Origin of the sequence: Streptomyces antimicrobicus (genome assembly GCF_020532625.1) — a bacterium.
Classification (GTDB): Bacteria; Actinomycetota; Actinomycetes; order Streptomycetales; family Streptomycetaceae; genus Streptomyces; species Streptomyces antimicrobicus.
In genome coordinates this window covers 26,452-39,093 of the sequence record NZ_JAJAUY010000049.1, presented here as the reverse complement: position 1 = coordinate 39,093, position 12,642 = coordinate 26,452, and the positions used below count along the sequence as shown (strand labels likewise).

The window sequence follows — 12,642 nt, the reverse complement described above, 5'->3', positions numbered from 1 at the left end:
CCCCCCCCGCCCGCCCCCCCCCGCCCCCCCCCCCCCCCGGGGGGGGCCCCCCGCTTCCGTGTGCTCCGTGGGCGCGGTGCCCGGCATGATCAGAAAGAGACGGCCTAGGGGCCGCTGCTCTCGGCGACCGTGCGCCACACCTCGGCGGCGAGGTCGGGCATGCTCGCCGACTGCACCTTGGCCGCGAGATCGGTGAGGCGGCGGCGCGCGTCCGTGTCCCCGCCGTGCAGGGCGATCAGGCCCTGCAGCACCTCGAAGCGGACCTGGTCGCGGTAGGAGAGCAGCGGGACCCCCGCCTCGACCTGGGCGGCGAGCTGCGTGGCCCGCTCGACGTCGCCCTGGTGGAAGGCCAGCTTCGCCTTCAGGAACAGCAGCTCCTGGAGGTTGCGCGGGGTACCGGTGAGCTCGAGCGCCGGCTCGACGCTCTCCAGGAAGGCCTGTGCCTCCTCCAGCCGGGCCGGCATGGCCTGTATCGACAGGGAGGCGGCCGCCAGGCGCAGCCGGATCCACAGCATGAGGTCCTCACGGCTGTCGACGGCGTCCAGCGCCTCCATCAGGCGGGCGTACGCCCGCGGATGGTTGCCCTGGCGGGTGCTGACGGTGGCCGCGGTCCAGTACGCCTCGGCCGCGAGTGCCCCGCGGGTGCCTTCCAGCACCTCGCAGACTTCGTCGCTCAGCCGGGCCGCCTCCGCCAGGTCGCCCAGTTCGGCCTCGGCGGAGACCAGGACGAGCTTGCTGCGGATCTGGTCGGAGGTGGAGATGCGCAGGTGGTGCTCCTGGCTCAGCGCGAGGGCCTCGCGCACCGCCTGCCGGGCGGCCGCGGGGTCGCCGACGTCGCGTGCGCAGCGGGCCATCCAGATCCGCGCCCGGACCTGCAGCGCCGGGCGCCCCAGCTCCTCGGCGAGCTCGGTGAGCTCGGTCAGCGCCTCGCGCTGGGCCGCGGCGTCGCCCACGACCTCGTGGATGCGGCCGAGCTGGGCCAGCCCGTGCCAGCGGTTCATGAGGTCGGCGCCCGGGTCGGTGCGCAGGGCGTCGGCGAGCATCCGGCCGGTCTCCGCGTCCAGTTCCCGCTCGGACAGCGAGCCGATGGTGGCGACCACGTCGGCGAGGCTGTCCTCGGGCTGTTCGGCAAGCGTGCGGACGGGCACGCCCAGGCGCTCGGCGAGGTAGCCGACGGCCCGGTCGGTGGGCCTGCGGGCACCCGACTCGAGTCGCGAGAGGTAGGTCGCGGACATGCCCGGACCGGTCAGATCGGCCTGTGACTTGCCCTGCTGCTGCCGCAGTTGGCGCAGGCGGCGGCCGAATCCTGGCTGCTCCAGCAAAATTCCACTCCTGTGTGGAGATCAACCGACGTTGCGCACCCCGGCCTGGAAACGCCTGGGGGGTGGGCCGCACGCGGCCCACCCCCCATGTTCCACCCGCGGCCAAGATTGGTCAAGTCTTGCCCAACTTTGGCAACTCGGTGTGCGGAGTCGTTCGTCCACCCCTCCGGATCACTGCGCGGCGACGGGCCAGTCGATGCCGGGGGCGGCCACGACCGCGACCGAGTCGGTCGCCGGACGCGACGGCCAGTCTATGACGCTGCCGACCGCCCGGTCCGTGGTGGCGACCGTCCCGGGCGCGTCGGCCAGGACGGCGATGCCGCCGAGCGCCAGCAGGGCCGCTGCGGCGGCTCCGGCGAGGCGGGCCGGTCGGACTGCGGCGATCTTCGTGATCTTCACTGTTGCGTTCCTTACATATGCGGGCAATCCACCTCGATGGATGTGTCATCCACCGATCAGGCCGCACTCGGTCCAGACCTTGTGGGCGCAGGACCGACACTAGGTTCCAGTCATGTTGTTTGGCAATACCTAGACAAGATTCGGCAAGACAGGGTAGGGGCCCGGTGGGCGCCCTGGAACTGGTCTTTCTCCTCGCGGAAGACGGCCGGACGCCCCCGAGGCGGGCCACCGGGAGGCGGATCCGTCGGCGGCATCCGTTCCGGTTCTTGCCAAGATGTCACCGCTGTCGCAGGTGTACCGTCCACACCAGTACCGCCGCCAACGCGAGCGACACCACCGCCGCCGACATGCCGGCGCGGATCCCGAAGTGGACGGTCGTGGCGCTGGCGACCAGCGCCCCGAGCGGGACGCCCAGCCCGGAGGCGAGCATCCGGCGGGTGGTGTTCACCCGGCCCTGGAGCTCCGCGGGCGTGACCTCCTGGGAGTAGGTCATCGTGTTCACCAGCACCACGAGGTACGCCGATCCCCACAGGGCGAGGGCACCCACCGCCACCCACCACGTGGAGCTCAGCACGACGACCACCCCCAGCAACGCCCCGAGGGGCAGGATCAGCAGCAGGATCCGGAACGCCTCCAGCCGGCGGCGCAGACGGGGCACGAGCAGCGAGCCGCTGATGCCCCCCGCGCTCCAGGCCGCGTAGAGGAAGCCGATGCGGGCGTCCGTGCCGTGGATCCCCAGCCCGCGGTCGGCGTAGACGACCAGCTGGCCGACGATCGCGCCGCCCGCGAAGGACTGGAGGGTGCCGACCACCGTCAGGGTGCGCAGCACCGGATGACCGCGCAGGAACCGCAGTCCCTCACCGACGGATTCCTTGAAGCCGGGCCTCGGGGCGGCCGGCGCCGCCTCGCGCGGACGGCGTGCGACCGCCCGGAGGAGCAGCGCGGATGCGATGAAGGACACCGCGTCGAGCACCAGGGCGCCGGCCGGCCGCACCAGGACCATCAGCGCGCCGGCGAGCGCGGTGCCGGTGATCCGCACGATCGATTCCGCGCCGTAGATCAGGCTGTTGGCCTGGGCGAGGTGCTCCTTGCCCACCGTCTCGGGCACGAAGCCGTAGACGCCGGCGTCGAAGAACAACGCGAGGCTGGAGGACACCAGCGCCACGGCGATCACCTGGGCGCCCGTCAGGACGCCGAGCGCGGCGGCCAGCGGGACGGTGGCGAGCACGGCCGCGTTGAGCAGGTCGGCGGCCACCATCAGCCGGCGCCGGTCGACCCGGTCGGCCACCGCCCCGGCCACCAGGCCGAACAGCAGGTACGGCAGGGTGCCCGCCGCGGCGACCAGGGAGACCAGCAGCGGGGAACCGGTCCGCTCGTAGGTGAGGACGGGCAGCACCACCGTGGTGACCGCGGACCCCAGCCCGGAAATCACCCGGGAAAGGAAGAAGAATTGGAAACCCCTCAGTTTTCTGAGGGGCCGGGCCGCGGTATCCGGGGATCTGGCGACGTCCTGTTTCTCGAAACTCGAAGACATGGTGGTTTATAGGCAGACTTCGGAAGGCGCGTCAACCTGCCCCGGAAAGTGCTCACTCGGGTTTTTCGGCCAGCCCTCGGAGCACTGCTGGAATTTCACCGGTGTGCACCACTCCCAGCCGTCGCGTGGCCCGGGTGAGGGCCACGTACAGGTCACCGAGGCCGCGCGCCGACGATTCCAGCACCGATCCCGGCTCGACCAGCAGGACGGCGTCGAACTCCAGCCCCTTGGCCTGCCGCGGGGTGAGCACCACCGTCCCCCGGTCCAGGTCCGCCTCCGGCCCCCAGGAGGCGTCGGGCACGGCCCGGCGCACCACGTCGGCCAGCCGCGCCAGATCGGTGGCCGGCACGAGCACCGCGAGCCGGCCGGCCCCGACCGCCGCGGCCTCCTGCCGGACGCGTTCGGCGAGCCGGGCGGCCAGCTCCCCGGCCGGCACCCGCTCGCGCCACGGCTCCTCGCCGCTGGCGCGGACCGCCCGGGCGGCCTCGATCTCCGGGTGGATCGCGGCCAGCACGCCCGCGGCGGCCCCGACGATCTCCACGGGCGTGCGGTAGTTGACGCTCAGCCGTTCCAGCCGCCACCGGTCGCCGAAGTGGGGCGCGAGCGCGTCGCGCCACGACACCGACCCGGCGGCCTCGCCGGTCTGCGCCACATCGCCGACCACGGTGAACGACCGGGAGGGACAGCGGCGTACGAGCAGCCGCCAGGCCATCGCCGACAGCTCCTGCGCCTCGTCCACGATCACATGGCCGAAGGTCCAGGACCGGTCGGCCGCGGCGCGTTCCGCCACGGTCGACAGGTCCGCCTCGCGGTATCCCGCGGCGAGCCGCTCGGCGTCCACCAGGTCGGCGGCCGTCAGCCGCGCCCCCTCACCGCCGTCCTCGTCCTCGCCCGCCCGCGAACCGCGGGCGATGTCGATCACCCCCTGGGCGTAGGCGACCTCCTCGGCCCTCTCCCGGGCCGACCGCTCCAGCGCGGCGCCGTGGTCGAAGCCGAGCAGTTCGGCGGCCTCGTCGAGCAGCGGCACGTCGGCGGTGGTCCAGGGGCCGCCCGGGGGACGCCGCAGCAGGGCCCGCTCCGCGGGCGTGAGCGAGGGCGCGGCCGCGGCGAGCGCCGCCGGGTCCGCGTAGAGCTCCGTCAGCAGGGACTGCGGTGTCAGCACCGGCCAGAGCCGGTCCAGCAGCCGCCGCATGCCGGGGTCGCCGGGCAGGACGGCCAGCCAGTGCTCCTGCGCGTCGGCCAGCTCCTGCCGGCCCTGGAGGGCGAGGTCCACCGGTGGCGCGTCCGCGCCGAAGACGGCGGCCAGGTCCCGCGCCACCGCGCGGTCGAGCTGCGCCGCGTCGATCCGGTCGGACAGGTCGTCCTCGAACCGGTCCTCGATGTCGGCGATCACCCTCGCCAGGCGCCGGGCCACCTCGCCGATGACCGCCCGGCAGAAGACGGGTCTGGCCAGGTTGTGCGGGAGCAGCGTGCGCCGCGCCGCGTCGGCGGTCTCCCGGAGCCAGTGGTGGTCCAGCGTCAGGTCCTCACCGCCCAGCCGGACGCGGACGGGGGCTGCGGCCTCGGCCTGGTGGGCGCGCACCGCGGCGGCCAGCACCTGCGCCATCACCGCCCGGCCCTTCACCTCGGCCGCGGCGTCGGACTCCGCGCCCGTGGCCGTCACCCCCGGGTACAGCTCGGCCACCGCCCGGTGCAGCACGCTGGTCTCGCCCAGGCCGGGCAGCACCTGGCTGATGTAGCCGCGGAACACCGTGTTGGGGCCGACCACGAGCACGCCGCGGTCGTTCAGCCGCGGGGCGGTGTACAGCAGGTACGCCGCCCGGTGCAGGGCGACCACGGTCTTGCCGGTCCCCGGGCCGCCCTGCACCACCAGCACACCGGTGTGCGGGGCCCGGATGATCCGGTCCTGCTCCGCCTGGAGGGTGGCCACGATGTCCCGCATCCTGCCGGTGCGCTCCGCGCGCAGCGCCGACATCAGCGCGGCCTCCCCGGTCAGCCCGGTGTCCGCGGCACCCGCCGCGTCGGCGTCCAGCAGCTCGTCGTCCACCCGGACCACCGTGCGCTCCCGCACGTGCAGGTGGCGCCGGCGGGCGACGCTCTGCCGCGCGGCCGGGGTGGCGGTGTAGAACGGCCGGGCCGCCGGGGCGCGCCAGTCGATGAGCAGCGGATCGTCCTCGGGCCGCGGTCCCCGCACGCCGATCCGGCCGACGTAACGGCGCTCACCGTCGTCGAGGTCGAGCCGGCCGAAGCAGAGCTGCTGCTCGGCCGCCCGCAGCGCGGTCAGCTGCCCGGCCAGTCGCTCGGCGTCCGCCTGCCGCTCCAGGCGGGCCTGCGCCGTCCCCCCGCCCCCGGCGGCCAGCGTCGCCGCGAGCTGCCGCGACAGCTCTGCGGTGCGCGCGTCGACCTGGGCGTGGAGGAGGTCGAGGAAGGCCTGCTCGGATCCGAGTTCCGCTTCCTCGGACCGCGTGGCCGGGACGGCGCTCACATCTGCTCCCCATCGTCGTACCTGGCCCTGGACGGGGCCGGGACCGGGCCCGGGCCCAGGACCGGCTGCGGCCCTGCGCACCGGGCCTCCCGGGGGCACCCGGGCATTCCCCCGTCCGATTGTCCGCGCATTCTCCGCGGTGCCCGCCCGATTGGCAACAAATGGCCAATACGAATGCCCCGCCGGGCGGCCCGGCTAGTGTCGCTCCTGCTCCGGCGGGCAGTTCCCCCGGACATTCGGACGGCCCGCCGGAAACCGGCTCGGACAGCGTTCGACCTCATTTTCCCCTGGAAAGCACCCGGACGTTTTCCGGTGTGCGCGGGCGGGCCACCGAGAAAACGAATCGAAGGGGACGGAACGTGATTCTGGACAGCGCCCTTGTCACCTACTACGAGCAGATCCGCGCCGCGCTGCGCGACCTGCTCGGCGCCCACGAGAGCGCGGACCCGGGCGACTTCACCCCCGGGGTCGAGCTCCCGGAGCTGACCCCGGCCATGCGGGAGTACCTGTCGGTGTCCGGCATGAGGCACGCGCCGATGGGCGAGTACCGGGGCAAGAACCTCTCGCTGCTCGACCTCACGGGCAACCCGGCCACGATGACGACGAAGACCTTCGCCTCGCTCATCATCGTGGCCCGGGCGGTCCGGTACATCCAGGACACCGGTGAGCGCGTCACCATCGTCACCCCCTCCTCGGCCAACAAGGCCACGGCCATGCGGGACGCCGTACTGCGCGCCGTCACCACGGGACTGGTCACGGCCGAACAGCTCAACGTCGTCGTGGTCGTGCCCGAGCGCTCGGTCGCCAAGATGCGCTGCACCGAGCTGTTCACCGATCCCGTCCTGCGGGAGCGCAACCCCGTCTGCGTCTACCGCGGCGAGCAGCCCGGCACGGTCAAGACGATCGCCCGCGGCCTGGTCGACAACGACCGCGAGCTGATGGAGACCGAGCGCAAGACGCACCTGTGGTACACCCTTCAGCTGGAGAACTACCTCGCGGCGGACATCGTGCGGGCGCTGGCGGAGGCCGAGCACTTCCCGGGGTCCCCCGACCGCCCCCGCCTGCACGCCCACGCGGTCTCCAGCGCCTACGGGCTGCTGGGTCACGCGTACGGCAGGAGCGTCCTCCCGGCGGCCGACCGCGCGCGCACGCTGCCCTCGCGCTACTTCCTGGTCCAGCACCTCGGCGCCCCCGACATGGTGCTGAGCCTGTACCACGGCGGAACCGTCGACGAGGCGGACCGGCCGGCGTACACGCTGCGCGCCGAGGACGGCCTGTACGTCCAGGAGGACGACCCGCGCTTCCCGGCCGTCACCTTCGACCCGTACGAGACGCTCGACCCGACCTTCTACACCCGCAAGCCCCCCACCTCGGCCCGGATGAACGAGCTCGTCCACACCCAGGGCGGTGGCGGCATCGTGGTCTCGCTGGCCGAGTGCCTCCAGCGGTACGGCCAGGTCCGCGCCCTGCTCGGCGCAGCGGGGGTCGAACTGCCCGCCAACCCGACCGCGCTGCGCGAGTGGTCGCTGACCATGGCCGTCGTCGGCGTCCTGAACGCGATCGACCGCGGCCTGATCGCCGAGGACGACGTCCTGGTGCACGGCTCGGGCAGCTACGCCGCCGGCGACTTCGACGGTCTGACCCTGCGCGACCTGCACCAGGTCGAGGACGCCGAGTCGCTGCGCCACGTGGTCCTCGACGCCACGGTCCTGTGACCCGCCCGTCCGCGGCCGCCCGCTCCCCGCTGCTCCGGCGGCTGGCGATGCACGCGGCCTACCACTGGCGCAACAGCGGCCACCGCCTGCTGACCGCGGCCCGTACCGTCTGGGACACCCGGGACGGGGCGCTCTTCCCGAGCGTCACCTCCGAGCTGGGCGGCATGTCCGTGAACTACTCCGGGCTGGCCGAAGGCATCGCCTACACCCTGGAGTTCACCGAGCTGCGTCGCGAGGGCGGTGGGGCCGCCGCGAAGCGGACCACGGGTACCGTGCGCGGCAAGGAGCTCCGCGATCCCGCCCGGCTCGCGGCGAGCGACATCCGCATCGTCGGCACCAGTGCCACCAAGGCGCGCCGGCTGCCCCGGTCCGCGTCGTTGGTGGTGCCGATGCGGGTGCACTTCGTCATCGACTTCGACGGGACCGACGACGCGACGGCGCGGATCTCCAAGCGGGAACGGGCCCAGTTCCGCGGCGCCCTGCGCCGCCACGCCTGGACCTGGGCCGAGGAGCACGCTCCGGAGTGGTTCGACCGGTTCTACGACCGGATCTACCGCGCGACGATGCACCAGCGCCACGGTGCGCGGGAACGCACCGAGACGAAGGAGGTCTCCTACGAGGTCCTCTTCCGGCGCGGCCGCATGTTCCTGCTCTCCGAAGGGTCGGAGCCCGTGGCCGGCGCCCTGTGCCACTGGGACCGGCGTTCGGGCACCCTCACCCTGCGCCTGCTCGGGGTGCTCGACGGGGACCGGCGCCACCTGGACAGCGGGGCGTTCAAGGCGGTCTACCACTTCCTGATCGGCTGGTGCGCCGACCACGGCGTGCGCGCCCTCGACTTCCAGGGCACCGAACCCTTCCTCAGCAAGGGCACCTACCAGTGGAAGCGCCGCTTCGGGACCCGCGTCGTCCTCCCGCCCAACCACTTCGGCCGCAAGCGGCTGTGGTTCCAGGTGCGCCGCGACACCCCCGAGGTCCGCGACTACCTGGTGGCCAACCCGCTGTTGGCGGAGAACGAGGACGGCGCGCTCGAAGCCGTCTACTTCTACGACGCCGAGCGGCCGGTCCGCCTGGACTACGCGGCGAACTCGCCGGGCGTGAGCGGTGTCCGCCACGTCGACCTCGACGAGTTCCTCGCGTCCGTGCCCCGCGCCCGCGAGAGGAAGGAACGCGTATGACCGCCCCGTGGTACGGCGTCGAGCCACCGCCGCTCGACGCCCGCCTGGACCTCGCGACGGTGCGGCAGGAACTGCTGCGGCTCGACGACGGGGAGTACGCGCACGTCGTCCCCTCGGGGGTGTCGATGCGGCCGGTCTTCCTGCCCCGCGCCTCCTACGACGAGCTGTTCACGGCGGGCCGCGCCCTGCTGCGGCTGCTGCGCTGGACCCTGCTGGAGTCCGCGCCCACCGCCGCCGGCCGGGTCGCCGCCCTGGGCGCGGACGAGGAGATGTACCCGCTCTTCATGGACGACCCGGCGGAGGAGGCGTACGCCACCTGCATCGCCCGGCCCGACGTGATGGTGAGCGCGACCGGCCCGAAGTTCGTCGAGTTCAACATCGGCTCCGGCATCGGCGGCGTGGTGGACACCGCGCTGCACTCGGCGGCGTGGACGGCGGCGTTCGGGGGCGCGGAGCGCGCGCCCTTCCGCGCGGTCGACCCGCTCGCGGTCCGCGACGCGTTCTTCGCGCGCACCGTCCGCGACCTGCGGGTCAAGCCGGCCGTCGCGGTCGTCGGCACCCTGCGCGACCTCGGCGGGCGGCCCAGCCGGTACTTCGAGCTCCAGGCGGAGTCGCTGCGGCGCCGTGGTCTGGAGGCCGAGTTCTTCGAACCGGAGGACCTGCTGGAGGGGCTCGGGCTGCCGGGAGCGCTGCGGTTCCCGGTGGGCCTGCGCCATTTCACGGTGCTGGAGTGGCGCGCCCACGGCATCGACTTCGCCCCGATGCGTGCCGCGCTGGACGCCGGCTGCAAACTGATCGCCAGCCAGACGGCCTACCTGATCGCCAACAAGAAGGTGCTCGGCTGGGTCTCGGAGGGCCGGCCCTGGATGAGCGTGCGCGACCGGGAGACCGTCGAACGCTATCTGCCGTGGACCCGTGTGGTGGCCGACCGGACCGTCTCGTGGCGCGGCACCGCTCGGCCGCTGCCCGACCTCCTGCTGTCGGCGCCCGAGGAGTTCGTGCTCAAGCCGGCCATCGGCATGAGCGGCCAGCAGGTGCTCGTCGGGCGGCACTGCCCCGAGGACGCGTGGCGGCGGGCCGTGGCCGCGGCGGTGGCCGCGGAGGACCACATCGTCCAGGAGTACGTGGAGCCCGCGCCGTACCTGATGGAGTTCACCGGCGCCGCGTCCGGTGCCGGTCGCGTCGGGGACGGCGGGGACGGCGACACCTACGAGGCGGAGATCGTCCCCGTGTTCAGCCCGTTCCTCTTCGACCAGCAGGACGCGGGGTGCATGGTGCGCTACCTCCCGCCCGACGGCAGCGGGATCGTCAGCGTCCACGGCACCGGTGCCCTGTCGAACGTGGCCCTCGCGACCCGCTGACCCCCGCACGACGGCGGGCCCGCGGCCCGTCCCTGCCCCACCCAGGACCCACACAACCGAGGAAGTGTCCCGCATGCACCGCACCATGATGAAGTCCAAGATCCACCGCGCCACCGTCACCCAGGCCGACCTGCACTACGTCGGTTCCGTGACGGTCAGCGCCGACCTGATGGAGGCGGCCGACCTGCTCCCCGGGGAGAAGGTCGACATCGTCGACATCGACAACGGCGCCCGGCTGTCCACGTACGTCATCGAGGGCCCCCGCGACTCGGGCGTCATCGGGATCAACGGCGCCGCGGCCCGCCTCATCAGCCCCGGCGACCTGGTCATCCTCATCGCCTACGCCTCGGTCTCCGACGAGGAGGCCCGCGACCTCAAGCCCCGGGTGGTGTTCGTGGACGGGGACAACAAGGTCGTCACCGAGGGCAGCGACCCCGCGGACGTGCCCCTCGGGTACGGCCTCGCACGCGGCGACCAGCTCACCCGCTGACCAGGACCGAGGAGTCCGCAGAACATGAATCAGCTGATCACCTGGATCTACCACTCCGAGGACTACGACCCGTACGAGGTGGCCCGGTTCGAGCAGAGCATCACCACCAGGTACTCGGCCCTGGCCCGGCCGCACGGCCTCGACTTCCGGGTCATCAGTGCCACGGAACTGGTCCCGTCCTGCGTCGGCCGGCCCGTGCTCCGCTACCGCGGCGCCGACCTGCTGTCGCAGAAGCAGTGCTACATCGTCGAGGACATGAGCACCGACTCGCAGGGCGCGCAAGCGCTGCGGGCGGTCTACCGGACCATCGCGGCCAGTGACTCGGTCCTTCTCAACCGCTCCTTCAGCGGGCCCGACTACCTGGAGCGCGACAAGCTGGCACTGATCCAGTACGCGGCCGCGCTCGGCGTGCCGACGATCGACACGGTGGGTGTCCCGCCGGGGAAGTACGCGCGCCGCGCCATCGACGAGGCCCGCCTGGCGCTCGGTCCGGGGCCGCTGGTGATCAAGCCCCGGGAGCTGTCCGGCGGCACGGGCGTGCTGCGCACCGACTCCGACCAGCAGCTCGCGGCGGCCGTGGACATCGTGGCCCAGACCGGCGCCGGGTACGTCATCCAGCCGTACCTCGTCCACCACGGCGACATGCGGGTCTACGTGGCGGACGGCCAGGTCGTCTGCTCGCTGACCCGCCGGCCGCGCAAGGACGGCTACCTCGCCAGCGTCAGCCAGGGCGGCTCCATCGAGGTCAACAAGGACCACGAGCTGGTCGCCGAGCACTGCGAGCGCATCGCCCGGAGCCTGAACGCCGAGTGGATGTGCATCGACTGGCTGATGACCGACTCCGGGCCGATCCTCAACGAGTGGAGCACCGCGCACGGCGGCTTCACGATGATGCCCGAACCCGAACGCACGCAGGTGGCGAACGCGTTCTTCGGCTGGATCAGGCGGAAGGCCGCCACCTGGTCATGACGCCGGCGGGACGGCCGGGCCCGCCGCGCCGTCCGCCCCCGCCGGGCCGAGGGCGGACCAGGCCTTCAGGAGCTCGTCGGTGGTGGTGAGGGTGGCGACCAGGGCGAGGGAGTTGCGGATGATCAGGGGCGTGTAGTCGGCGGGGACCCCGGCGACGGCGTCCGTGGGCAGGACCACCCGGTAGCCGAGGTTCACGGCGTCGAAGACGGTGTTGGGGACGGCCACGTTGGCGGACACCCCGGTGACCACCAGCGTGCGGCAGCCGAGGTTGCGCAGCAGGGCGTCCAGGTCCGTGCCGGCCAGCGGCGACAGGCCGTGCAGCCGGCGGACGACGAGGTCGGTCGCGGCCACCTCGATGGGCGCGGCGACCCGCACCGCCGGGCTGCCGCTGAGCTGGCGCACCGGCAGCCGCTCGGCGGCGCGGAACAGCCGGGCGTTGGTGCTGGCCCCCCGCCCGTCCGGGCGCCGTTCGGCCACGGCGTGCACGACCTGTACGCCGGCCGGGCGGGCCGCGGCCACCAGCGCGGCGATCCGGTCGAGCATCCCGGACGTCCGCGCCTGGGCGGCGAGTTCGGGCAGCGCGCTGTCCTCCCCGACCACGCCGTTCTGGCACTCGACGGTGAGCAGCGCCGTGGTGGCGGGATCGAGCTCGGTCATGGCACCCCCTGGCGGGACGGCGGAAGAACCCTCATGCTTCCTGACACACAGTCAGATGTGAAGGGGTGCGGGACGGATGGACGAGACGCAGCGGCGCGGCCGCCGGATCATGATGACGCCCGAGGAGACCGACGCCTTCCTGCGCGAACAGCGCACGTGCCGGGTCGCCACCGTCTCCCCCGACGGTCGCCCGCACGTGGGCGCGCTGTGGTTCGCCTGGGACGGCCGCTCGCTGTGGCTGTACTCGCTCACCCGCAGCCGCCGCTGGGCCGATCTGCGCAAGGACCCGCGCGTCTCGGTCGTGGTGGACGCGGGCGAGTCCTACGACCAGCTGCGCGGGGTGGAGCTGAGCGGCAGCGTGGAGTTCGTCGGCGAGGCCCCCCGCACCGGGGAGCCGTGCCCTGAACTGGCCGAGGCCGAGCGGATCTTCCCGGTGAAGAACTTCGGACTGCACCGGATGCCCCACGACGGCCGCCACGCCTGGCTCCGGCTCACCCCGGAATCGGTGGTGTCCTGGGACTTCCGCAAGCTGTAG

Annotated in this window: 11 protein-coding genes; 6 read left to right on the top strand and 5 right to left on the bottom strand. The window is 73.1% G+C overall.

The genetic code is table 11. From position 1 onward, the window contains the following. Positions 1-104 precede the first annotated feature (104 nt). The 4 genes from LG632_RS14885 to LG632_RS14870 all read right to left on the bottom strand — a co-directional run bounded on the left by LG632_RS14885 (position 105) and on the right by LG632_RS14870 (position 5,740). The gene (locus LG632_RS14885) at positions 105-1,322 is read right to left on the bottom strand and encodes a helix-turn-helix domain-containing protein (protein WP_226727535.1); all 1,218 of its coding nucleotides are present in this window, start codon (positions 1,320-1,322) and stop codon (positions 105-107) included. Positions 1,323-1,493: 171 nt separating this feature from the next. Beyond that, the gene (locus tag LG632_RS14880) at positions 1,494-1,721 is read right to left on the bottom strand and encodes a hypothetical protein (RefSeq protein ID WP_226727534.1); all 228 of its coding nucleotides are present in this window, start codon (positions 1,719-1,721) and stop codon (positions 1,494-1,496) included. A gap of 277 nt (positions 1,722-1,998) precedes the next feature. Next, entirely contained in the window at positions 1,999-3,255 is a 1,257-nt protein-coding gene (locus LG632_RS14875; RefSeq protein WP_226727533.1) for an MFS transporter, read from the bottom strand. 52 nt (positions 3,256-3,307) lie between these two features. Continuing rightward, complete coding sequence (locus LG632_RS14870; protein WP_226727532.1) at positions 3,308-5,740, bottom strand: HelD family protein; 2,433 nt, start codon at positions 5,738-5,740, stop codon at positions 3,308-3,310. A gap of 359 nt (positions 5,741-6,099) precedes the next feature. Between LG632_RS14870 and LG632_RS14865 the strand changes: the two genes are divergently transcribed. The 5 genes from LG632_RS14865 (at position 6,100) to LG632_RS14845 (ending at position 11,450) form a co-directional block, all read left to right on the top strand. After that, complete coding sequence (locus LG632_RS14865; protein WP_226727531.1) at positions 6,100-7,455, top strand: DUF6002 family protein; 1,356 nt, start codon at positions 6,100-6,102, stop codon at positions 7,453-7,455. Further along, positions 7,452-8,630: a hypothetical protein gene (locus LG632_RS14860; RefSeq protein WP_226727530.1), complete on the top strand. Its 1,179-nt coding sequence runs from the start codon at positions 7,452-7,454 to the stop codon at positions 8,628-8,630. Before LG632_RS14865 ends, LG632_RS14860 begins: the two co-directional genes overlap by 4 nt. After that, positions 8,627-9,991, top strand: a complete 1,365-nt coding sequence (locus LG632_RS14855) for a hypothetical protein (protein WP_226727529.1) — start codon at positions 8,627-8,629, stop codon at positions 9,989-9,991. Before LG632_RS14860 ends, LG632_RS14855 begins: the two co-directional genes overlap by 4 nt. 73 nt (positions 9,992-10,064) lie before the next feature. Then, positions 10,065-10,481 carry an aspartate 1-decarboxylase gene (gene panD, locus LG632_RS14850; RefSeq protein ID WP_226727528.1) on the top strand — a complete coding sequence of 139 codons (417 nt, stop codon included), beginning with the start codon at positions 10,065-10,067 and terminating at the stop codon, positions 10,479-10,481. Between the two features lie 24 nt (positions 10,482-10,505). Continuing rightward, positions 10,506-11,450: an ATP-grasp domain-containing protein gene (locus LG632_RS14845; protein ID WP_226727527.1), complete on the top strand. Its 945-nt coding sequence runs from the start codon at positions 10,506-10,508 to the stop codon at positions 11,448-11,450. Here LG632_RS14845 and LG632_RS14840 read toward each other — a convergent pair. Next, the gene (locus LG632_RS14840; RefSeq protein WP_226727526.1) at positions 11,445-12,107 is read right to left on the bottom strand and encodes a cysteine hydrolase family protein; all 663 of its coding nucleotides are present in this window, start codon (positions 12,105-12,107) and stop codon (positions 11,445-11,447) included. The genes LG632_RS14845 and LG632_RS14840 overlap by 6 nt on opposite strands. A gap of 76 nt (positions 12,108-12,183) precedes the next feature. Here LG632_RS14840 and LG632_RS14835 point away from each other — a divergent pair, with 76 nt between their 5' ends. Continuing rightward, positions 12,184-12,642, top strand: coding sequence for a pyridoxamine 5'-phosphate oxidase family protein (locus LG632_RS14835; protein ID WP_226727525.1), 459 nt, complete (start codon positions 12,184-12,186; stop codon positions 12,640-12,642).